24 protein-coding genes are annotated in these 23,658 nt (G+C 30.8%); 5 read left to right on the top strand and 19 right to left on the bottom strand.

The window, feature by feature from the left end:
- Positions 1 to 177: 177 nt before the first annotated feature.
- Both V5E38_RS08160 and V5E38_RS08155 read right to left on the bottom strand, forming a co-directional pair.
- Positions 178 to 864, bottom strand: a complete 687-nt coding sequence (locus V5E38_RS08160) for a response regulator transcription factor (protein ID WP_499212869.1) — start codon at positions 862 to 864, stop codon at positions 178 to 180.
- On the bottom strand, positions 861 to 2,309 hold the full coding sequence (locus V5E38_RS08155; protein ID WP_499212868.1) for a sensor histidine kinase: 1,449 nt from the start codon (positions 2,307 to 2,309) through the stop codon (positions 861 to 863). The genes V5E38_RS08160 and V5E38_RS08155 overlap by 4 nt, the downstream gene beginning before the upstream one ends.
- A gap of 301 nt (positions 2,310 to 2,610) precedes the next feature.
- Between V5E38_RS08155 and V5E38_RS08150 the strand changes: the two genes are divergently transcribed.
- Positions 2,611 to 2,925, top strand: coding sequence for a nuclease-related domain-containing protein (locus V5E38_RS08150; RefSeq protein WP_499213539.1), 315 nt, complete (start codon positions 2,611 to 2,613; stop codon positions 2,923 to 2,925).
- Between the two features lie 612 nt (positions 2,926 to 3,537).
- Here V5E38_RS08150 and V5E38_RS08145 read toward each other — a convergent pair.
- The 4 genes from V5E38_RS08145 to V5E38_RS08130 all read right to left on the bottom strand — a co-directional run bounded on the left by V5E38_RS08145 (position 3,538) and on the right by V5E38_RS08130 (position 6,841).
- Positions 3,538 to 4,287, bottom strand: a complete 750-nt coding sequence (locus tag V5E38_RS08145; RefSeq protein ID WP_499212867.1) for a hypothetical protein — start codon at positions 4,285 to 4,287, stop codon at positions 3,538 to 3,540.
- A 76-nt stretch (positions 4,288 to 4,363) separates the two neighbouring features.
- Entirely contained in the window at positions 4,364 to 4,711 is a 348-nt protein-coding gene (locus tag V5E38_RS08140) for a hypothetical protein (protein ID WP_499212866.1), read from the bottom strand.
- A gap of 52 nt (positions 4,712 to 4,763) precedes the next feature.
- Positions 4,764 to 5,156, bottom strand: a complete 393-nt coding sequence (locus V5E38_RS08135; RefSeq protein WP_499212865.1) for a hypothetical protein — start codon at positions 5,154 to 5,156, stop codon at positions 4,764 to 4,766.
- Positions 5,157 to 5,371: 215 nt separating this feature from the next.
- Positions 5,372 to 6,841: an acyl-CoA synthetase family protein gene (locus V5E38_RS08130; protein ID WP_499212864.1), complete on the bottom strand. Its 1,470-nt coding sequence runs from the start codon at positions 6,839 to 6,841 to the stop codon at positions 5,372 to 5,374.
- 266 nt (positions 6,842 to 7,107) lie between these two features.
- On the opposite strand from V5E38_RS08130, the gene V5E38_RS08125 reads away from it, so the two are divergent.
- The 3 genes from V5E38_RS08125 (at position 7,108) to V5E38_RS08115 (ending at position 9,220) form a co-directional block, all read left to right on the top strand.
- Positions 7,108 to 8,187, top strand: coding sequence for a site-2 protease family protein (locus tag V5E38_RS08125; RefSeq protein ID WP_499212863.1), 1,080 nt, complete (start codon positions 7,108 to 7,110; stop codon positions 8,185 to 8,187).
- A 304-nt stretch (positions 8,188 to 8,491) separates the two neighbouring features.
- Entirely contained in the window at positions 8,492 to 8,668 is a 177-nt protein-coding gene (locus V5E38_RS08120; protein WP_499212862.1) for a hypothetical protein, read from the top strand.
- A 66-nt stretch (positions 8,669 to 8,734) separates the two neighbouring features.
- Complete coding sequence (locus V5E38_RS08115; protein ID WP_499212861.1) at positions 8,735 to 9,220, top strand: DinB family protein; 486 nt, start codon at positions 8,735 to 8,737, stop codon at positions 9,218 to 9,220.
- A gap of 315 nt (positions 9,221 to 9,535) precedes the next feature.
- Here the strand turns inward: V5E38_RS08115 and V5E38_RS08110 are convergent, their stop codons facing one another.
- From V5E38_RS08110 to V5E38_RS08055, 12 genes are all read right to left on the bottom strand, one after another.
- On the bottom strand, positions 9,536 to 10,759 hold the full coding sequence (locus V5E38_RS08110) for an NAD(P)/FAD-dependent oxidoreductase (RefSeq protein WP_499212860.1): 1,224 nt from the start codon (positions 10,757 to 10,759) through the stop codon (positions 9,536 to 9,538).
- A 469-nt stretch (positions 10,760 to 11,228) separates the two neighbouring features.
- Complete coding sequence (locus V5E38_RS08105; protein WP_499212859.1) at positions 11,229 to 11,681, bottom strand: hypothetical protein; 453 nt, start codon at positions 11,679 to 11,681, stop codon at positions 11,229 to 11,231.
- Between the two features lie 49 nt (positions 11,682 to 11,730).
- Positions 11,731 to 12,021: a hypothetical protein gene (locus V5E38_RS08100; RefSeq protein ID WP_499212858.1), complete on the bottom strand. Its 291-nt coding sequence runs from the start codon at positions 12,019 to 12,021 to the stop codon at positions 11,731 to 11,733.
- A gap of 201 nt (positions 12,022 to 12,222) precedes the next feature.
- Positions 12,223 to 13,131 (bottom strand): aminoglycoside phosphotransferase family protein, encoded by a 909-nt coding sequence (locus tag V5E38_RS08095; RefSeq protein ID WP_499212857.1) that lies wholly within the window; start codon positions 13,129 to 13,131, stop codon positions 12,223 to 12,225.
- 169 nt (positions 13,132 to 13,300) lie between these two features.
- Entirely contained in the window at positions 13,301 to 13,768 is a 468-nt protein-coding gene (locus tag V5E38_RS08090; RefSeq protein WP_499212856.1) for an NUDIX hydrolase, read from the bottom strand.
- A 157-nt stretch (positions 13,769 to 13,925) separates the two neighbouring features.
- Entirely contained in the window at positions 13,926 to 15,089 is a 1,164-nt protein-coding gene (gene argD, locus V5E38_RS08085; RefSeq protein ID WP_499212855.1) for a PLP-dependent aminotransferase family protein, read from the bottom strand.
- Positions 15,082 to 15,852 (bottom strand): acetylglutamate kinase, encoded by a 771-nt coding sequence (argB, locus tag V5E38_RS08080; protein WP_499212854.1) that lies wholly within the window; start codon positions 15,850 to 15,852, stop codon positions 15,082 to 15,084. Before argB ends, argD begins: the two co-directional genes overlap by 8 nt.
- A 14-nt stretch (positions 15,853 to 15,866) precedes the next feature.
- Positions 15,867 to 17,090: a bifunctional ornithine acetyltransferase/N-acetylglutamate synthase gene (argJ, locus tag V5E38_RS08075; RefSeq protein WP_499212853.1), complete on the bottom strand. Its 1,224-nt coding sequence runs from the start codon at positions 17,088 to 17,090 to the stop codon at positions 15,867 to 15,869.
- A gap of 13 nt (positions 17,091 to 17,103) precedes the next feature.
- Positions 17,104 to 18,135, bottom strand: coding sequence for an N-acetyl-gamma-glutamyl-phosphate reductase (gene argC, locus V5E38_RS08070; RefSeq protein ID WP_499212852.1), 1,032 nt, complete (start codon positions 18,133 to 18,135; stop codon positions 17,104 to 17,106).
- A 179-nt stretch (positions 18,136 to 18,314) separates the two neighbouring features.
- Positions 18,315 to 19,535: a phospholipase D-like domain-containing protein gene (locus V5E38_RS08065; protein WP_499212851.1), complete on the bottom strand. Its 1,221-nt coding sequence runs from the start codon at positions 19,533 to 19,535 to the stop codon at positions 18,315 to 18,317.
- Between the two features lie 194 nt (positions 19,536 to 19,729).
- Positions 19,730 to 20,308: a TetR/AcrR family transcriptional regulator gene (locus tag V5E38_RS08060; RefSeq protein ID WP_499212850.1), complete on the bottom strand. Its 579-nt coding sequence runs from the start codon at positions 20,306 to 20,308 to the stop codon at positions 19,730 to 19,732.
- A gap of 29 nt (positions 20,309 to 20,337) precedes the next feature.
- Positions 20,338 to 21,369, bottom strand: a complete 1,032-nt coding sequence (locus tag V5E38_RS08055) for an alpha/beta fold hydrolase (protein ID WP_499212849.1) — start codon at positions 21,367 to 21,369, stop codon at positions 20,338 to 20,340.
- Positions 21,370 to 21,783: 414 nt separating this feature from the next.
- Here V5E38_RS08055 and V5E38_RS08050 point away from each other — a divergent pair, with 414 nt between their 5' ends.
- The gene (locus tag V5E38_RS08050; protein WP_499212848.1) at positions 21,784 to 22,626 is read left to right on the top strand and encodes a hypothetical protein; all 843 of its coding nucleotides are present in this window, start codon (positions 21,784 to 21,786) and stop codon (positions 22,624 to 22,626) included.
- 180 nt (positions 22,627 to 22,806) lie between these two features.
- Here V5E38_RS08050 and V5E38_RS08045 read toward each other — a convergent pair whose 3' ends face one another.
- Entirely contained in the window at positions 22,807 to 23,418 is a 612-nt protein-coding gene (locus V5E38_RS08045) for a DUF4085 family protein (RefSeq protein ID WP_499212847.1), read from the bottom strand.
- Positions 23,419 to 23,658: the final 240 nt, after the last annotated feature.

The raw sequence follows: 23,658 nt of genomic DNA, 5'->3' as shown, positions 1-23,658 counted from the left end.
AAATGCAAGTTTTTCAACAATTACATTTGTTTATTATCTAAATCCCATATTTATCTATAAAATTCTACTATAATTACTTCATTCCTTGTTCAAACAAACTACTATATAGTTAATCTTGCAAGTAAAATGTCAAAATAAAGAAAAAACCGCCACTATGTGACGGTTAAAAAACATAATTTAAACATTAAATCGATACCCCGCTCCCCAAACTGTTTCCAAGAACTTAGGGTTTGTAGGATCTCTTTCTATTTTTTCACGTAATCTACTAATATGGACAGTTACAGTTGAAACGTCTGCCGCTGATTCGAGGCCCCAAACCTTTTCATAGAGCTGTTCTTTACTTAAAACTTGGTTCGGATTCATTACAAAAAACACCATTAAATCAAATTCTTTTGTCGTAAAGGGTACTTCTTTTTCGTTAATAAAAACTTTACGAGCTGAACGATCGATTGATATTCCATGAACGAAAATTGTTTTTGAAACCGTATTGTTACCAGCTAGCCTTTCATATCGGGATAAATGTGCCTTTACTCTTGCAACTAGTTCACTAGGACTAAATGGCTTTGTAATGTAATCGTCCGCACCTAAACCGAGGCCTCTAATTTTATCGATATCTTCTTTTTTAGCAGATACAAATAAAATAGGAATGTTTTTTACCGCACGTATTTCTTTACAAATTTCAAAACCATTTTTTCCTGGCAGCATGATATCCAATATGATTAAATCATAATTTCCTTTTAGTGCATGTTGAAGGCCTTCATCACCATTATGTTGAATATCTACACGAAAATCATTTATTTCTAAATAATCTCTTTGTAATTCTGCAATGCTTATATCATCTTCAATCAGTAATATTTCTTTCAATTTCTCTCACCTTTCTTTAAGGAAAAGAATATACTTGTCCCCTTACCAATCTCACTATTTGCCCAGATTTCCCCTCCGTGCTCTTCAACAATTTGTTTTGCGATTGCTAGTCCTAAACCACTACCGCCAGTTTGTGAATTTCTTGATTGTTCTGCACGGTAAAAACGTTCAAAAATAAATGGTAACGCAGCGGGATCAATCCCTTGACCATTATCTGTTACTTTAACAATTACTTCATTTAACTGTTCATTTAATGAAAATGAAATTTTCTTCTCTTCTTTGTTCATATATTTCACACAATTGCTTACTAAGTTCGACAATACTCTTTTTAATTTCTCTCGATCCGCTGTAACTTTGATTGATTCATTTGACTGATTAAATTCTATCTTGATGCCTTGCTGCAGTAAGTCTAAATAAATTTCCTCTATATAGCTTCCAATATATTTATTCATTTCGACATTTTCAAAGTGAAAGGGTTCTTTTTTTAAATCCAGTTTAGAAAACAAGAACAATTCATCGATTAATGAATCCATATCCTTTGCTTTTGAGTAAACTGTTGATAAATATTTTTCCATTTTCTCCGGAGTATTTGCTACACCATCTTTTATCCCTTCCACATATCCAATTATTGAAGTAATTGGTGTTTTCAAATCATGTGAAATATTGGACAATAGTTCTTTACGATTTTCTTCATATTGTATTTGAAGATTGATCGACTCTTTTAATTTAATTCTCATTTCCTCAAACGCTTTATTTAATACACCGATTTCATCATTCGAACTCGTATCAATTACAAAATTCAAATCTCCAACTTTAATTTTTTCTGCACCATTTTTAAGTTTTGAGATTGGCCTAATAATGCTTCGGGAAACTAAATAGTTTAGCATTCCGATTATCATAATAAATAAAAATAGCAATAAACCTAGTAAAATGGGAAAAAGATTACGAATAACCTCGGTATATGAGCTTGCCTTCTTTAAGACAAAAATACTCCCTTGGCTTTGATCTGGAAAATAAAAATCAAATTTCACATACGTAAAAAACAAATCATTAATTTTAATCGTATCGCGAGTATTAATATTCGTTTCCTCAAACCCGGGAAGCGCTTGTTCCAACACTTTTTTGTCTAACGACGGGGAAGCGTACTCGATCTGTTCTCCCTTTCGAACGACAATTCCGATATTCTTATGTTCAATACTTTTGAGTTCCTTCTTATTAAGTAACTGCTTAGGATTATGTTTAGCAAGTAGCTTCAAATCAAGAAACACACTTTCTTCAACTGTAGTCAAAGGCTTTTGTACATAAGTCTTTTTGTAAAGATTTTCTACAGACTTTACATCTCCTGTTATTGCAAAAATTATTAAAAAACCTGCTGCCAATAATAATGTGATTGAAAAAAGAATCACCCCAATATAAGACAACAGAAATCTCATTTTAATTGACATTTGTTTCACTCACTCGGTTATAAAATTTTATTTAGATAATCTTTATTCTTAGCATGCTAGCTACTTTCGTAAACTACATACTCTAAAAATTAAAGTGTTATTTTCAATTGAAATTAAGTGAACTATATCATAAAAATCTTAAAAAAGTGTAAAATTTTTGTGAAATAAGTCTAAACAACAAACATTTCAAAAAATAGTAAAAAAATCATCAATTATGTAGTTGAATTTGAATGTAAGTTAGATTGAAAGGATGTGAAATATATAAAATCAAAAAGAACGATTTGAATCAAAGGATTTAAGGATTTACCAAATATTAAATGCAAGGAGCGAACTAGCTGATGAGGATTCAGCATACTTTTCCTATCTAGAAAAAGGGTTCAAAGGTGAAAAGAAATTTGATGAATGGACTGCAACACTTTCAGATAATTGGCTTTTCCTTAACGATTTATTGTTCGAATGTAACAAATCCGAATTCCAAATTGATTCGATTGGTATCAACGGAGAAACTATCTATTTATTTGAAGTGAAAAATTTTGAAGGAGATTATTATATAAAAGGAGATCGATGGTATAAAACCCCAAAAACCGAAATAAAAAATCCTTACGAACAACTTTAAAGAACCGAATCCATGCTACGAAAATTACTTATTGAACATAAGATTCATTTCAAAATAAAACCACATTTAGTTTTTGTAAACTCCGAATTTTTTTATACAATGCCCCTATGAACCTACCCATTATTTTCCCATCACAATTAAATCGCTTAAAAAACGAATTAAACATGCAACATTTCAAATTAAATGTTAATCATTTCAAACTCACCAAAGCATTTTTATCACTTCATAAAACAGAGTCAAAATACTCTCAATATCCAATGTATCACTATGACCAACTAGTAAAGGGAATCATTTGTGTTAACTGTAATGCGTATATTAACGAGGTTAAAAAGTAAACTGATCTGTCAAGCCTGTATTGGCTTTTTTATAAAAATAAAAAGGGAAAAAATTACAAAAAGATGGTTTTTGTTGTTTTTTGTAAGATTTTTTCAGCTAAAATTTGTGGGATTTGTAGGAATTCATTTCAATATACAGGATTTTTTTATTAAAATATTACAAAAAAAGCTATACTTCTTTTTGAAGTATAGCTTCATAGATTTGCTGCAATATATTAGATTATTATAATTAAACTCTCTAAAAACTGTTTAATACACTTATAATTTCTATCAATTATTAATGAAAGAGGATTCGATCATATTTGATTTCCTTACTAAGTGTTTCCCCATCTTTTTCAATAGGAATATAGCAAATTACCATACCACCTATTGTTTTTTCATTTGGAATATTAAAATGAATCATCGTTTTTGCGCTTTTCCAAACATCAATTGTTGTAGGTAATGCAACAAGATCATCCTGCCGATCGTAATTTCCTGCTATGATTCCACTGTTTTCATTCTTTATTCCATCAAACGTACAAAGCTCTACTCCAGTATAATCTGTTTTAAATGTTACATTGTAATAAGTATTTTTCTTATCTTTCCATCTCTCTATTTCAAAATCGTGATTTTTTGTATTCGTTAGCAACATTTCATCCATTGGTTCAATAGTTGAATCTTTTTTTACAATTGCTTCATTATCAAGTTTGAATTTATATTCACCAGATGCTTTATAACCATCCATTTCGACAATATAAATTCCGCTTCTTGGTATAGTAAAAGAACCTCGATATTTTGCCTTCTTTTTAATTGATGTTTCGAAAACAATATCTTTCGTTTTTTTATTATAGACAATTAAATCTACATATCCTTTATTGACAACAAATGAATAATCAACATAGTAAACGTCTCCTTTATGTGCACTAAAAGAAGTTAATTTATCATAATCATCCAATTCAAAAGAGTTGCCATTAGATGATTTCATGGCACAACTCGACAATAATACACATATTAAACTTACACACACCATAAACATTTTCTTTCTCATTTTCGATCCCCTTTGTTTAATGACTAACTTAATAGTCACATATACACAAAGAGTTGGAAAGCAAAATTATTATAAACTATTTCACCGTTTCTTCCACTAATTCAGTTACACTATCATTAATTTCTCTTTCAATTTTTATCTCCTCTTCAATTACCTTTTTTTCATCAATTGTATCTGCTTCTTTTAACATTTCAGCATAATCATCAGAGGGTCTTATATATTCTTCACTGCTTTTATTATATTCAAATTTTGATTGGTAAACTGCTATAAATTCGTAAAAATCAAACCCCGTTATAAAATATGAGTCACTAGATAAAAAGGCAACAAATTCAGCACCTTTTACGGATGGTCTATGACCGTCTGGGATCACCAAAAAGGTTTCATCTAAATTCTTTTCTGTTAAATTTGGAAATTTATCTTTCATTCCACTTTGTTTTGCAGAAATATATCCACCCTGCTCCAATATTGTTATTTTCTTACACTTTAAAGATGGCTCCCTTTAATACATTATTAACTCTAAAGGATAATTTCGTTAATGGTTTACCGATTCCAGTAGTTTTATCCATGTAAACATAATTCTCAGTAGACAAAACTTCACCTTCAACAGCTAATTCAGAGTCCTTCATTAATTGCTTAACATCATTGTAGGTAACAGCAAAAGCAAGTTCTGTATTTACAACTTTTGCATTGTCCGTAAAGTTTGGATCCTTCTCATTAACAAGTTCTTTATTTGTAGAATTTTCGGTCTTAATGTCTTCTGCTACTGAAGTAGAAGGTTCTTTTTTCTTACTTTGAGTTTGAACATTACATGCAGTTAAAAAGGAAAGCGATAAAATAATAAAAAATAGTGATTTCATCTTCCTATACATTTTTAATCCTCCGTTATATTCGACAGAAAAATAATTTCTACTAAATCTTACCAAAAATTAGTAGTATTTAGTTTGAATTAATGTGTCAAATATACAAAATTTAGACTATATCATCCGCATATTTTAGCAGGTCTATTTAACTAATTTTGTACAGAGTAAGACAATGGCCCAAATTTGCATAAAAAAAAGACCATTCAAATGATTGGTCTCTAAAATTACTTAAGATTTCTTTTTAAAATTTTCCCTGTACTATTTTTAGGCAGTTCTTTTACAAAATAAATTTCCTTAGGAACTTTATAATAAATAAGTGCTTTTTTGCAAAAATCAATGATCTCACTTTCTGAAAGTGAATCATTTGAAACGACTAAATAAGCACACACGCTTTCACCTATTAATTGATTAGGTTTTCCGACTACCGCTGCTTCAATAATAGTAGGATGTTGATAAAGTCTCTCTTCTATTTCTCTCGGGTAAACATTATATCCGTTCGTTATAATTACATCTTTTTTTCGATCTAATAAAAATAAATATCCATCTTCATCTTTTTTACCGAGATCACCCGTTTTAAACCATCCGTTAAAAAATGCTTTTTCAGTTTCTTCTATATTATTTAAATAACCACTCATCACGTTGGGTCCAATCGCAACAACTTCTCCTACTTTACCAGTTGGAACTTCTTCGCCATTTTCATTTACTATTCTTGTCGTAACACTAGGTAGATCGAGACCAACTGATCCTGGTTTACAAATTCCACGATATGGATTGAAAGTAAGAACTGGAGCTGTTTCAGATAGTCCATAGCCTTCTACAATTAAAACATTGTATTTTTCTTGAATTGACTCTAATAATTCGATTGGTATAGATGCCCCGCCTGAAATACAGGCTCTCAAACTACTAAAATCGTTTGCTGTCGCACTATTTAATTGATATAAAAAATTATAAATTGTCGGTACTGCCGCGATTAAAGTAGCTTTTTCTTTTTTGATTACCTCAACTAATTCACCTGGGTTAAATTTAGGAATGATGATTGTTGATGCGCCATTTAACAAAATCATATTTACACATAATGTTAAGCAAAATGAATGAAACATTGGAAGGACGGCGATCATTTGATCATTTTCACTTAATTCGATTAACTTGGAAAAATCATTTGCATTTTCAATTAAATTAAAATGAGACAACATTGCCCCTTTAGGGTTACCGGTTGTTCCTGATGTATATAGAATAACAGCCGTATCATCTTGTAGAGTTTCAATTTCTTCTAATTGATTTATTATTTTTACTGTCGGTTGTATTTCATCTATTAAAATAATATTTAATAATGTAGGACACTGATTTTTAACACTTTTAAGTTTTTTCTCCTGTTCACTAGTTGAAATAACAAGTTTTGTAGAAGAATCCTTTAAAATATAGCTGAGTTCACTTTCCGTAAAAGCTGGATTTAATGGAATGACGATTGCACCTAATCTTAATATTGCTAAATAAGCTTGTACAAACTCAGGAGAATTTCCTAATAAAATCGCAATTTTGTCTCCCTTTTCAATCTTATTTTGAACTAATAGTTGTGCTATGTTTTCACACGAAGAAATGAGTTCTTCATAATTTATTTTGTTTCCATCGTAACTAAAAGCTATGTTTTTACCTTTTTTATCTGCTACCTCTTTAATCATCCCATATATATTCATTTCTTTATCAATCCTTAGTTAATTTCATTATTACTATTTCATATAATAAAATATTCTAGAAAAATGCAAAAGTTAGAAAGATAACTTTCTAACATTTACTTAAACTCATCTATTTTGTTATTTTCATCTTAAATTTTTTCTTTTTATCTCAGTAAAACGGCAGACTTTAGTCCCTATTTCTTTATTATTCTATCAAACAAATAATCTTTAATGATATAATTTTAATACTACATAATCATATCATAATTAGCGAGAAGGTGAAATGAATGGCACAACCAATGATCAATAACAAAACGAAAAAATCATTAACAAGAATTGGTGTTGTAATCGCACTAATAAGTACTAAATTAAAGCTCCTTTTACCGCTTTTAAAAGCAGCAAAATTTTTATCTTTTTTAAGCATGATCTTGTATTTATTTGTATACGGATTTACTTTTGGATGGTATTTTGCTTTCGCACTTGTTTACTTATTAATTTGTCATGAAGGCGGGCATTTAATTGCTGCGAAACAAAAGGGTCTACCAACTTCACCAGCATTTTTTATTCCTTTTGTCGGGGCAGTTATATCACTTAAAGAAATGCCAAAAGATGCTGTAACTGAATCTTATGTAGCGTTTGGTGGTCCGTTTTTAGGCTTAATTTCGGTTCTACCAGCAATTCCGCTCTATCATTATACACATAATGAATTCTTCGGATTAGTCATTGCTTTAGGCTGTATACTTAATTTGTTTAATTTAATTCCTATTTCTCCTCTAGATGGCGGGAGAATTTTAAGTGTATTACCTCCAATTTTTTGGTTTATCGGAATTATGATGATGCTAGTGTATTTATTTTATCAACCTAATTTTATCGCGTTTTATATTATTATTTTAGGTATTACGACATTTATTAAACGAATTCGAGAAGCTTACCAGCTAAAGGTAATTAAAGAAAAAATAAAACTATACGAACATACTATTAAACAATTTCAATTTGGGATTTTTAATGTCTACTCTGATCGTACGATTGTAAAACGGTTCTTTTTCCCATTTTTTGAGGATAATAAGAAGTTAGATTTAGAAATTCATAAGGAACGTCTTGAAATTAACTATCTAATTCGTTCCGTTCGAGCACGTTTACATGAACAAGACTTAGACTGGCGAACTTATATTGATGAAAAGATTCAAGAAATTAAGCATAAAAGAATTGCACCTTTACTGAAACAACAAGAAACGTTAGAAACTTACTATGTTTCTAGTAATCGTAAAAAATGGCAAATTTTTCTTGCCTATATCATCTTAGCGAGTAGTTTAGCTTTACTTGGATTTTGGAGCTATGGGTTAATTGAACATGTTTTAGGTAAATAAAAGAAAAAGAACCTATTTTGAAAAAAATAATTCAAGATAGGTTCTTTTATTTTAATTATAAATGCTCTTTTGTTATTCGTGACCTTTTCCATTTCCCTATTGGGATTTGAAGTATAGTACATAGTAAATAATATGCTAATGTTAGAGCTAGATGGTAGTTTAGTTCACCAAGGAAGAGGAATTAGTGGAAAAAAATGGAATATCTTAAAGGTAGAACTAAAACGAGCTTTTTATTTTACATACATTTTGTGTAAATTTGAGTTTTGTGTAGTTTTCAATTAAAAATGTCAGGAGGTATACCACAATGTTTGTAATTGTTATTTTGGGATTTGTTATTATAATGATTGCATTTGGTTTTTTTATGGAAAAGAAGTTTGGTACTGGCGCTCCAAATAAAAGTGATAATCAAACATTGAATGAAGAAATTGGGAGAAATACAACCAATCCTACTAATTCGAATCATATTAATGGACCAAATTAAGAAGTTCTTCGTTAAATAGGAGGATTTATAGGTAATTATGAGGCTACCCATGAGGAGGGGTTATAAATGCTAATGTTTTTTCGATATAACTGGTCGGTAAGAGAAGAATGGTATAAGTGGTGTGAAGAGTTAAGTGAAGAAGAATTATTGTTGACCCGCTCTGGTGGAATGGGAAGTATTTTACATACACTTTTTCATATAGTTGATGTAGAGTGGAGCTGGATTCGAGTCCTACAAGGAAAATCTGATTTTCAAGAGAGTTTCAATGCTTATAAAAGCTTAGATAAAGTCCGAGAATTGGATGCTAAATTTCATATTGAAGTGAAAAATTTTGTAGACAACTGGAATGATGAAATGGAAAACCGTTTATTTTACGATACCTTACCAGATGGAAGAAATGTGACGGATACTTGGGGTGAAATCATTAGACATACCATTGCTCATGAAATTCACCACATAGGACAATTATCAATTTGGGCAAGGGAAATCGGGAAAAAACCTGTTTCTGCAAATTTAATTGGACGGGGTCTTGCCACTCATTCGAATAAATAATTTTCAATAAAAATAGTTTAATTGAATCTGTTTTAAGTTTAATGTTCTAGCTACCAGCGGCGGTAGTTTTTTTGAACATAGTTTAAGGAATGTTATAAGTCTCGTGCTAAACTCATTAAAGCTGTTTAAAAGTTGTTGTTAAGTGAAATTTATGAAGAAAATACAAAAATATAATTATTCTAATTGTATGAGTTATGGGCTATTCAATATCAAGAAAACCCTCATATGGGGTTTTCTCTATTTTTCTGCAATTATCAACATTAAAGTTTAACAGAGCCTATTTGTTAAATAGAATCAATTGGAAGAAATAAAAAATCAATTGTTTATTAAAGGTCGCTCTTGCAAGTAAAGATCGATATCTGGACAGTTCCCTTCAACAATTTCCTTTGCAATAAGCTTCGAGAGTAGCTGGCTGTAAACTGTTCCGTTATCACCAAAGGCAAATAGAAAATAACTATTTGGAAATTCTTCATATTTTCCGATAATCGGAATGCCATCGAATGTCCCTCCATAAAATGCAGCTAAGTAATATTCTGGCTGTACTTGAATAGTTGGAAACATTTTATTAAACTCTTCAATCAGTTTCTTCTTTTTGTGAATCAATTTACTATCACGATCTTCTGGGTACGAAGTATTATCATCAAGTCCGCCTATGATAATCCGGTTATCTTTAGTTGTACGCATAAATAAATAGGGACGAGCGGTTTCCCAAATGAGTGTTCTGTTATACCATTCAGATAGATCCTTGACTGGATGGGTAGTTACAGTATATGTACTTACAAAGGAAGCTTTTTTCTCCTTTTTAATCTCAATTCCTTCATAACCTGCTGCATAAATAATATAGCGTGCTTTGATAGAATGACCATTCTTTGTAGACACAATCATCTTATCTCGTTCTCTATCATAATGGCGACCGTTCATTTCCGTATGTTCAAATATACGGATTCCTTTGCTTGCGGCGTGATCCAAAAGTGCATGTGTGTATCTGAAAGGATTGATTTCTGCATCATTATATGAATAAATAGCGGCATCCCTGCTAAAAGGATATTTTGCTTCAATATCTTCCTTTGTTAAAAAAGTAAGTTCACAGTTATGCTGTTTTAAGAACTCAAATTCCTTTTTAAGACTTTCAACGTCGTCTACACAGCTTGCTGAATAGAGAGTATCTCTTCTGTTGAATTCACAATTAATGCTGACTTTCTTTGAGGCTACTTCAATTTCATTTATGGCCTCCTTCAGTAGTTGTAAATGCCTTTTTATATAGCCTTCTCCAAAGGTGTTGATCATATCTGTAAACATTTTTTCACCGGAATATTGAAGGAGGGCCGTATTCGTACTAGTACTGCCGCTGCCAATGGTTGATTTTTCAATTATAGCTACATCTAAATTAGTATCAGAAAGATAATATGCACATTGTGCTCCTGAGCTCCCACCTCCAATGATTAATACATCACAAGATAAATCTGCTTCCAATGCTGGATATGATGGAGCATCGGGAAAAGTAGTCGGCCAATAATAGGTTCCAGATTGTAAATTCATCTATATCCTCCAGTTATAAAGTATAATGTTACTATTTCCAACCTCATTTTGTATATGCAAAATATTCTACTCAGATTGAACAGTGAAATATAAAGCAAATGTCAAAGAAACAACGTAACTGGAGTGAAATTTAAAATAGATACGGCAACAAAAGTAAATCACTATACTAAAGTATTAAAAAAAACATTTGGTTGCTTTGGGGTGAACCATATCATAAGAATTTTTTGCGTTCTCTAATTTCTTATACAATTATAACTGCAATAAAAAAAGCTGCATATAAGCAGCTAATGTTGTACAAGTAGTGCACTGCGTTGATCGGGCTTACCTTACAAAAATCAATAACGACTATAATAAATAAGTCCAATTTATTAATCGCATCTATTTTCTTTTGCTTTTTACTACCTATAATACAACTTCTAATAAGTAGTCGTTTATTGTTAAACTAAAGCATTGCATTAGTTAAAAAGAATTAATTTATATTAAATGCATATCCAGCATCTTTGACTCTCCATTTTCCTTTTTTACTATCTCTAACCAGCGTCCAACTAAAATTATCCATCGTTTGATTTGCATCCCAACCAACTACAACTGTAGGAGCGGTTTTAATGGTAGAAAAGACAACAATGGCATTCTGATCTTCCATATAAGTTTGAACTGTTTTTGCTTCTATCGCTTGATTCTCTAAATAATGTAATTCAGTAATTGTGCACCCTTCATTATTTTTATCTTTCCTAGAATCTTTCTTGACGGTATCGAATGCTGTCTTTATATCGTTCTTCGTTAACTTTTTAGATTGTCCTATTCTTACTTTTACATGATCAGCATCTGTATAAGTATCTTCTGTTTGAATAACTCTCCATTTACCCTTTTCATTATTTCTTATTAAAATCCAAGTATATCTAGTCTGAGTTGAATTTGGCATCCAACTTCCATCACCACCGGAAGAATCGATAAAGCAAAACAATTACATTTTATTCGCCTACAACTCTTTCATAACTTTCACCATAATTCATATCTTCTTTGCTGACGGCAAGAGAAGCTTTTTCTGAATACCATAGATCCGTCAGTGTGCACCCTTTATAACCTTTGAATTTTTCGTTTACAATACTTACTGCTGCTTTTATTTCGTCCTTAGTGATCTGATTTGATTGTCCTATTTTTACCTTTACAGTTTCAGCATCAGTTTGGTGCTTATACAATAGAATTGAAGATACAACAACTATTACGATAAAAAGAGAAAAATATCGTTTCTTATTTTTCATACTATGTACTACTATTAATATTTTTGTTTAACAAATTTCCAGTTACTCCCATAAAGATGATTATACAGTAAAGAACTACTACTGTAATTTGGGGTAATTTCGCTTTTTTGTCACAAAAATATTCTTATGAAATAATCTGCCACATAGCAGTATAGGAAAATCAAAAATCTTTTTATCAGATCCTTAAAGCAACTCAATAAACTAACAAAATTTTGTATGTAAATCCTTAAAAATACTTATAGCCTGAAAAAAATATTCATTATAAGTTCCTTCATCTTCTAAACTCCAACATGTTGATAACACAGCATGCGAATAACCCCACAGCAGTACTCTTTCTTTATTTAGATTCAATTCTTGTACTAGTAGATCAATTCGATTTTCTAGAGTCTTAGAAATATCTTTCCCCTCTAATTTGTTCAAAAGGAACTGGATAATGTCATATTCTCTTTCGCCTATCAATCCTTTTGGGTCAATAACTTTCCATGAGTTTTCTCCAGCTTTTAAAATATTATAATGGTGTAAATCACCGTGAAGTAAGTATTTTGTAGATTGTGTACGATTCATTTCTTTAAAAATAGTAAACGCATTTAATAGCATTTCTTTTGATATAGGGCCTAAGCCATTAGGGAATTTTTCAACAATTCGACTTAAGCTTTTTTCTCTACTTAATATGGAAGGTATTTTAGTTGATTTAGGTGCAGCTTTCCATAAATTTTTCAATACTTTGACAGTAATATCCATTGCCTCTTCTTCATTTTTAATTGTAGCAAGAGTATCACCAGGCAATAGTTGGTCTAAAATTAGGATTCCTTCATTTAGATCGTAATCTATAACTTTAACAAAATCTTTATCTTTAAAATCCCTTAAAGCTTCAACCTCACTATTAAATTCCTCGTTAGGTACGGCTAATTTAATCACTGCGTTTTTTTGACCATCAATTAAAATTGGCGCTACAAAATTATATGATAATTCAAATGGAGATAATATTTTCATATTCCATCGAATTTCACATCTATTAAATAAGTCTTCAAAATTCTCGAGCCATATTTCCCCTTTTTCTTTATGGATATCTTTAATCGTTTTTATAAACTGATCTGGAAGGGTTATCATTTAATCATCCCTTTCTATAAAGAATCGTTTTTAATGATTGTAATTTATAAAATTATGAGTAGAACTGAAGTACAATTGTTTTTTGTAAAAGTAGAAAAATTGAGTACCTCACTTTTTAAAAAAACATGGAGAAACTCAACTTCCGTTGGATGAAAGATGGGGAGAGTAATCAAATTAGTTGTTCTTTCAATTTGTATTCTTCAATTAATTGATTATTTTGGTACTCTCCTTTTGCATATTGAATAATTTGATCTTTAATATTTGGATATAAGATGATATTGTCTAATTCATTAATTGGTATCCACTTTACGGCAGTTTGATTTGGGTCTGGATTTGGTGGCATTTTAGGAATTGAGTTTTCTTTAATATAACAGCGGAACATTAAACTTAATCCATGTATTCTATGTCCGGTCATATGAGGTGCATTTTCTGAAACAAATACTAGATCTCCAACCTCAACTTCTACACCAGCTTCTTCAAATGCTTCTCTTTTTACAGCCTCAATTATTGTCTCACCGGGTTCGGTACCGCCAGCTGGTAAATTATAGTGAATTCCGTCCTCATCTGTAAATTGAATTAATAATACTGAATCATTTTCAACAATTAAAGCACATGCTCTTACACGAATATGATACATAGCCTAACTCCTCCCCCAATAAAAGTGATTAGTCCATTATCTAAAAAATAAATTCAACTTTCAATCTATTTTTACGAATCAAGCAGAAAGACCTAAATAATAAAAAGGCATCATGGTATGAGTCCATGAATGCCTTCTAGTCAAAAAATACTATCCATCATTTAACTTGGCTATCTAAAAAATAAGAAGAAAGAACTTGTTTCATTATTTGATTTGCTTCATCTATTTCTTCGTATGATAAATTAATTGGCGGTAATAATCTTAATACATTAGGTCCTGCAGTTCCAACGATTAAACCATTCTTTAAAAAATGCTCCACTAGTTGATCCACAGATTGATTTAATTCAATACCAACCATTAATCCTTTACCGCGTATTTCTACTATTTGTGGAAACTCTTCTTTTATTTCAGCCAATTTATCAAATAAATACTGTCCTTTATCTTTTACACTATTTAAAAATTGCAAATCATTAATTATATTGATTGTTTCAAAAGCAGCCGCCATTGCTAAATAATTTCCGCCAAAAGTTGAACCATGCGCTCCTAACGAGAAAGTATTAGCTAGATTATTTTTACCGAGCATTGCCCCAACAGGAAAACCATTCCCTAAACCTTTGGCTAGCGTAATAATATCTGGATTTAGTGCAGTTTGTTCATAGGCAAACATTGTTCCTGTTCTGCCCACTCCGGTTTGTACTTCATCAACAATGAGTAATAATTCATGTTTTTTACAAAGAGCTTGAACCCCTTCAAAAAAGTCATTATTACCAACGATTACACCACCTTCACCTTGGATTACTTCCAAAATAATTGCTCCAGTATTTTCATTAATTTCATTTTGTAAAGCATTCAAATCATTATATGGTACATATGTAAAGCCACTTAACATTTCACCGTATCCTTCATGAATTTTAGACTGACCTGTAGCAGCCATTGATCCAAACGTACGTCCATGAAAGCTTTGTTTAAAACTAATTATATGAGATTTACCTGAATGTTTTCTTGCTAATTTTATAGCTGCCTCATTTGCTTCTGTACCGCTATTACAGAAAAATACTAATCCATCCTTAAAGCTTTTTACTAACATTTTAGCTAGGTCTTCTTGTTTTTTAATTGTAAATAAATTTGATACGTGCCAAATCGATTCTGCTTGTTCTTTTAATGCATTTACAACTTTTGGATGACAATGACCTAGGTTACAAACAGCAATTCCACTTAAAAAATCTAGGTACTTGTTATTTTCGTCATCATATAGGTAAGTACCTTTTCCAGTTTGAAAATTAATTGTTTTTTTATTATAAGTTGGGAATAAATTACTCACTTAACACAACTCCTTTTGTAAATACTGTACCGTTAATCGTTCCATTTTCATTAAAGAAATTCTCACCAACAATTGCCACTGAATTTACTACATTTAATGCATTTAAGGCACTTGTAACTTTAGGAATCATTCCACCATAAATTGTTTTTTCATCAATTAATTTATCAACTTCACTAGGCGTAATCTTTTCAATCAATTTCTGTTCTAGATCTAAAACACCATTTGTATTTGTAATAAAGCAGAGTAGTTCCGCATTCATTGCCTTGGCAATACTTTTTGCCGCTTCATCTGCGTTAATATTATATTTTTGGCCAATTTTATCCACTCCAACAGGCGAAATAACTGGTACATAATCATTATTAAGTAGTAAATTTAATAGATTCGTATTTACATCCTCAATTTCTCCAACCCAACCTAATTTTCCCTTATTATAAAGTGAAGCTTCCAGTAATAGATTGTCACATCCTGATAGACCAATCGCTTTAATATTATATTGATTACAAATAATCGTTAAATCTTTATTAATTTTTCCATTTAGCACATATTCGACAATTTCTAAAACTTCGGATGAAGTTTTACGAATGCCGTCTTCCATTTCAACTGGAATTGAAAACTTTAATAATAAGTTATTTATAAGTGGCCCCCCTCCATGAACAAGGATGACTTTTTTACCACCCATTTTTAATTGATTTATATTTTCAAAGAATGTATTAGATAAGTTATGGATTAAACTGCCACCAAGTTTAATAACTACTGTTTCCAATGTTTATTTCCCCCTTATGTGCGATAGCTTGCATTTATTTTCACATAATCATAAGTTAAATCGCAGCCCCATGCAGTACCAAGTGCATCTCCTTCATGTAAATGGACATCGATATAAATAATCTCATTTTTCAAAGCAATTTTAGCCTCTTCTTCATTAAACTCAACTGGTTTACTACCAAATAATACTGTTACACCATTAATGGAAATATCGATTTGATTAAATTCCCCTTCGACCCCGCTATATCCAATGGCACCAATAATTCTTCCCCAGTTAGCGTCTTCACCATAAACAGCTGTTTTTACTAGATTTGATCCGACAATTGTTTTAGCAATTAGATTTGCATTTTTTAGACTTGAGGCTCCATTTACATTTACTTCAATTAACTTAGTTGCCCCTTCACCATCTCTAGCAATCTTTTTAGCCAAGTCTTCACAAACTAATTGAAATGCAGCTACAAAATTTGCCCAATCTGGATGACTTTCAGTTAATTCCTCATGTTCAATTGCTCCATTTGCCATAACTAATACCATATCATTTGTTGAAGTATCTCCATCAACTGTAATTTGGTTAAATGTCTTATCTGTCACTTCTTTTAATAAGGTCTGTAACTGACCAGAACTAATCGTAGCATCAGTTGTCACAAAACCAAGCATAGTTGCCATATTTGGATGAATCATTCCAGAACCTTTTGCAGACCCAGCAATCGTTACAATCTTTCCATTAATCAATACTTCATAACAAGTCGTTTTTATTACAGTATCTGTCGTTAAGATTGCCTGACCAAAATCTTCTCCATCTTCCAACTTATTACCGACCGTTAACTTGTCAATGCCGCTCTTTAAACGATCCATTTTTAAATATTCACCGATTACACCAGTCGATGCGATTGCGACTAAATGCTCTGGTAAATTAAGGTGATCAGCACACCATGCTCTCATTAAGTAGGCATCATCTTCTCCTTTTTTACCTGTACATGCATTTGCACAACCACTATTTACTACAACTGCTTGTAGCTGATTACTATATGCAATACTCTTTTTTGTAATCGCAATTGGTGCAGCTGGAAATAAATTTAATGTATAAACTGCCGCAACTGATGCTGGTTTCTCGGAATAAATTAATCCTAAATCTTTACGTTTATAACGTAGTCCAGCATGAACTCCACTAGCATAAAAACCATTTGGTGATGTAATTGTTCCATTTATTTTTTTTATATTCTTTTCTTTAGTTATCAACTTTTATCTCTCCTTATGGAAATATTGGTGTAAATTGTAAACCTGTTTCATCTGGCAAACCTAACATTAAATTCATATTTTGAATTGCTTGCCCAGCCGCTCCCTTAACAAGGTTATCAATGACAGAAACGATCGTGATTCGATTTGTGCGTTTGTCGTAAGTAGCGTATAAATCACAAAAATTTGAACCATAAACATCTTTTGTACAAGGTACTTTGTCTCTTACTCTCACAAAATAGGAATCTTCATAACTTTGGTTATAGATTTCTTTTAATTCTTCGTTACTAATTTCACGTGTTGAAGTAACATAAATTGTTGACAAAATTCCTCTTGTCATTGGAATTAAATGTGGTGTAAAAGTTATAAAATCCTGTGTTGAATCAATTGATCCGATAAATTGTTCAATTTCAGGTATATGTTGATGTTCAGTAATTTTATAGGCTGTTAAATTTTCATTTCGATTCATAAATTGAGTCGTTTGATTAGCCGTTTTTCCAGCACCAGAAATTCCAGATTTAGCATCTACTATAATTGAATTTTTCGCTACAATTCCTGCCTTTAATAATGGCGCGACTCCGAGCAGCGTTGCTGTTGGATAACATCCTGGATTAGCAATATTATTGGATTGTTTGATCGCTTCTCGATTAAGTTCAGATAGTCCGTAGGTAAATTGATTCGTTTTTGAAAAACAAGGATGTGTATGTTTATACCATTTTTGGTATGTTTCTTCTTTTTTTAATCGAAAATCTCCAGATAGATCAATCAATTTTGTTTTCGAAAAATCGATTTCTTCCATTAGTTCACTGCTAACTCCATGTGGTGTAGCAAAGAACAAAATATCATTTTCTGAAACAGATTTATTTTTATTCCACTTTTTTATTGCCCCACTAGTACTAGTAGCTAAATGTGGATAATACGTAGACAAATCTTCCGTATAATCTGATGTTGAATAAAAATTCATACCGCTTATTTCCGGATGCATTGATAGTAATCTTACGAGTTCAAGACCACCATATCCGGTTGCCCCCATAATACCGACTTTCATTTTAAGATCCCCTTTTATAAAATTATATTCTTCATTATAATTATGAATAATTATAAAATCAATTGTATTTTTATAAATTTTCAAAAATAAAAAAAGATTAACCAATTTTCTTGATTAACCTTTCATTATTTTTTTATTGTATTCTTTAAATAAAAATACAGTACAACTAGTTTTTTGCCCTATAAATAAAACTCAAATACTTTCGCTATTTTTTCTTTTATTTTTTCTTTAAAAGGTAAATTTTTAATATAAGTTGGCGTAATTTCAAATGCATGATTAAATACATCGTCTAATTCTGGTTCTACCTGCTTGATAAATTGTTGATCATATATATAACAATTCATTTCATCCGTTAAATGAAATGACCTGGAATCAAAATTTGTAGTGCCAATCATAAGAACTTGATCATCAATTTTAATTACTTTACCGTGAAAAATACCTTTTTTAAACCCATATACTTTTATATTATTTTTCCAAGATTGCTTAATATATGGAAATGCTGCTTGTTGTACTAGAAGTGCATCTGACTTATGCGAATATAGTATTTTTACTTCAATCCCTCTATTTGCTGCATCTAATAAAGAATCCCAAATCACTTTATTATTCGGTATAAAATAAGGAGAATAAATTGTGATAGACTGCTTTGCTTGTTTAAACAATTTACTATATTCTTGCTCAATTCCTATTTTAGTATAAGAAACAAATTGATGCTGGCTTCTCCCAATTTTTTTACTGATCTCCATTTGAGTAATTTTTTGGTCTGAATTTTTTCTCCAATCATGTACAAATTGTTTTTCTAAGCCTTCAACACCGCTACCTACTAATCTAAGCTGAACATCTTCCCACGGTTTTAATCCTTTTTTTTCATCTATATACTTTTTACCTATATTGAATCCACCAATATAGCCAATTTCCCCATCGATAATCGTCATCCGACGATGATTTCTGTTATTTATCGATGCAAAAAAATAGGATAATTGCGGTTTATTAAAATAGGTAAAATGTACCCCATGATCGATTAAAGATTTTCTTTCTTTCCGTTCTAATAAAATTCCACCAAGACGATCAACAGCATAATAAACTGGAATTCCTTCATCACTCTTCTTTTTTAAGACATCTAAAAATTCATGTGAAACACGGTCATTCGAAACTGAAAAAAAGTAGATATGCACTTCCTTTTTTGCATTCCGAATATCATGAAATAATTGGTTATTTAACTTCCTTCCGTTCGTATAAATCGACAAATCACTATGTCCCATTGGATAAGTTATTGGCTTTTCAGCAAAAATATTCTTTTTTTGAGCTTTCTCCATTTCAATCTCATTTAAAGCAAATAAGATGACCAATAGTGAAAATAGGAGTACTAAAGTTTTAAATATGAATTTTAAGATTTTTTTCATAGATTCCTCTTACTAGGTTTGGCATAAGAGTATTTTTTGAATAAATTGACTTAAATATCCATATTTATTTCAATTATGGTATTTTTTTTCATTTAGAAACTCTTTAAATAAAAAGTTGTGTTTGGACTAAAAAAAGGCTGCCTAATTAGACAACCTTAAAGTATTCTTATTACTGAGAATTTTTAGTTCACCAATTAAGCCTTTAACATTTTCATCAAAAAATCAGTAGTAGGTAAACCAAATTTATTATCAACTAGATCTTGAATCGTTAAACTATTTATCACATTGAAATACCATACTAATATTTTTCGTGGATCTTCCTTTATGAATTCACCAATTTCTTGTCCTTTTATAAATATTGGAATTAGTAAATCAATTAAATAATCAGGTGAATATTTTGATAATAATTCAGTCACTTTTTCTGGTACTTCGGTGTTTTTCCTTGCTTGTTGAATAATCATAAATGCATACTTATGATTTTCGTCTAACATTTTTTCAGTTAATAATTCTAATAGTTGGTAAGGCGTTCCCTGGAAAAACTGCAATGAACTTAGCTCACTTTGAGACTCAATCATTAATCCTTCAATAAGTTGAAAAAACAACTCTGCCTTAGATTGAAAATGGCGAAAAATTAAACCTTCACTAACATTTGCTTCAGATGCAATTACACTTGTTTTCGTATTTTTATAACCATTCAATGCAAAAATTTTCAATGCAGATTGTTTTATTAGCACCTTTCGATCAGTTTGTTGATTATTATCTTTTGGTAACAACTTACTCACTCCAATTTATACATTCTTACTTAATTTATAATTGCTAATGGTCTTACTCTTTTTATTAATTCTTGTAAAAACTGCTCAGGTCTAGTAAAGCATGCTAAATGTCCAGCGTTTTTTATATAAATAAATTCTTTTAAAGGTGCTTCGATTTCTTGCAAAAATCGTTCTGCATTTTTGGTAGGAGTTATAATATCATTATCTCCTTGAAAAATAAAGAAAGGAATTGAAAATACTGTTCCTAACCGTCCATAATTAAAATTCATTAGTTCGTTAAACAATTGTTCCCCCGAAAATTTCATCCCTTTAAAAAAATCGAAAAGATCGTTAATATTATGTTGTGGTGATGAAAGCATAGAAGGTAAAATAAGGTCCATTACCATATTAGGCACATTTTTTATAGATTTTACTAATATCTGATTTCTTTTATCATAATCTTTTTTTGTCCATTTTGTTTGATCTGGTCCTAGTTCTGAAAATTTCTTTAGTCCCCTCGTATTCCCTGCATCAGACAAGGCATCAATGGCCAATTGATATGCACTATTTTCATAATCAAAACAGTTTTGATCAGTCCCCACATACGCATAAAAGAGATTTGGCCTTTCCTTTATCATTAATGTAGCTATAAGACTACCGACGGAACTTCCAACCAAAATAATTTTTTCTTTCTCAAGTTCATTGCAAATAAGATAACTTAATTCAATTCCATCTTCTGCCAACTGGTGTAATGTAATTTTACCACAGCCTTCTTTCCCATTTCTTTTAAAAGTTTTTCCTGCACCTCGCTGATCCCATTGAACAATTGTAAAATCCTTTTCCCAAGGACGTATTAAAGAACTAAAAATTGTATAAGTTGAGGCGGGACCACCATGAATCAATAAAAGAACAGGGTTTCTTTTATCTTCCCCTCGAATTGTAATCCATTGATCAATCCCCCCAATTGTTACATACTTTTCTTCATTGATCATATATTCAGTATTAATTTCTAACTTCTTTTCATTTTTCCATTGATTAAATTTACGAAAAAAGATATCGGGTAAAATATTGGATTTTGTCATTTTGAGTTATTCCTTTCTAATATCTTTTATTTGGTAAGTGAGTTACTCACTTATAATATATTATGCATCTTCCTCTGTCAATTCCACTTAGGGGATATAAAAAGGGCGGAAAAGATCAATTTTACATTTAATCCCATTTCTACCATAAGATATTTATTAGTTAATTCAATTATGTTTGATTATTCACTTTAACTGATTGTTAGTTCCAAAAAAATCGACTTAAGTCGGTCAAGTTGTGCAACTAATTATTCGTTAGTTCAATAAGAATTTAATAAGAAGTATCTAGTTAAGTATGAGTAATGCACTAAAAAAACTAATTCTCTTTTATTTCCAAATTTTTATTAGCTTTTTTTTCTAAAAAATAACACAAAATAGATGTTATCAATTACTAAACATCGGAGTTGATTTTTAGCTGTGAAAAAAGTTTTTTTTATTGTTATTATGTCACTTTCATTAATTTGCTTTGCAGATTTTACTTACGCTAAGACAGACAAACCAGTACTCCCCCCAATTAGCTTTCAAATAGAAATTCAGGATTGGGAAGCTGTTAACAAAATAATCCCAAAATACTCGTTGTTCACTGTAATCGATGTAGAAAGTGGTAAGAGCTTTAATGTACAACGAAGAGCTGGTAGTAGGCATGCAGATGTTCAGCCATTAACGAGAGAAGATACAAGGATAATGAAGGAAATATACGATGGGAACTGGAGTTGGCGAAGAAGAGCTGTATTAATTTTAGCTGATGAAAACCTAATCCCTGCCTCCATGCACGGTATGCCACATGGTGCAGGTTCACTTCCAAATGGTTTCTGTGGTCATTTTTGCATTCATTTTATGGGAAGCACGACACATCGGACAGGTAAAGCAGATTTATCTCATTATGTGATGATCCTTAAAGCTGCTGGAAAGATTAATGAATATATGAACAACCAACCACCTTCCCAACTGCTAAATGTATTATTCGTTTCTATTAAAAACCAAGATAAAGGCTTGGTTAAAAAAATTGCCATAAGTAATCAAAAAAATATTAAAAAAGATCTAAAGAAAATAAAAAAAATAGAAGCAATACAGTGGACTTTGCCCCAACCAAAGGAGACAGAGTCATCTTCTTTAGAAACTGAAATCCCAGTTGAGGTTAATCTCTTTATAAAAGATAAGGGTCGAATAAGGACCAAACTTTCTTTTACCTTTGTGAGAACGTCACCTATCTCTCCATGGAAAGTGAATATCGATCCTTTGTTTTCAAGCATTAACTAGGTCAAGATAATTAAAAGGGCTACCATAGTAGCCTTTTTAATTTAGTACAATTTTTCTCCCTTTGTGTTATTTCAATAAGGAATTTCTTTAATATTACATATTTTCTGTACTTCGATTATACCATTATTTTCTAAAGATTCTTTCCTTCGACTACTATATCTTCAGCTACAATCTTAAATTTCATAACGGGATGTAAAAAAGGACATGAAGTTCAAAACCTAATTTTGATGGATAAACTTCATCATAAAGCCAAAAACCACCTTTAATATTCTCAGGCATACTTATTTCTTTAACTCCCATAAAAGTGAGTTTGATTTCAGAAAAATCATTAAATCCGCCCTCGCAATCTAAATTGATAACAAATGTATCGTTTGTAGGATTTTCAATAGATTTTACATTTGAATCATGTAATGAAATTTCATTTAATTTTACAGTGCTTAATGGATGTAAATCTTTACTCGAGTTATAATTTGATAGATACTCCTTATCAAGTTCCTCCATTTGCTGGTTGTATTCGTCCTTCCAATTATTTATCATATTTCTAAGTTTTTCTGATGGATAAGATGTATTCAGTGACCCATCATTAATATATTGATGGAACGGCTCAGGAAGGAATTTTAGTAAATCATTTTTTAAAATTTCTAAGTCTTCTTTACGGTTTTTAATATAATCTCTTCCATTTAATTCAAAATTCTTAATGGATTCATCCCATTCTTCTTTTGTTTCTGGAAAGGACAACAAGAAACCATATACCTGCATTTTGTTGTACCAGTCTTTTGAGTAATACTTCATTTAATTAACCCCCATTTCGCTGATAAGCCTAATTAAAATATTAAGTTTATTGTATCTAATATTTCTAGCTTTGTAATTTGGGGGATTTTTGCTTTTTTACATAGAATTTCAGATACTAAAAAAAGCCACATATTGTAGCTCATAATCTTCAACTATTGAATTTGAAGTCGCATGATTCCATAGTTTCTTTTTTTAAATCTTTCTATTTATAATTCTGATAAGCCAAAAAAAGAGAATGAT

The organism is Rossellomorea sp. GAMAL-10_SWC (assembly GCF_049568075.1).
GTDB lineage: Bacteria > Bacillota > Bacilli > Bacillales > Bacillaceae_G > Gottfriedia.
This window is presented reverse-complemented; position numbering and strand designations above follow the sequence as displayed.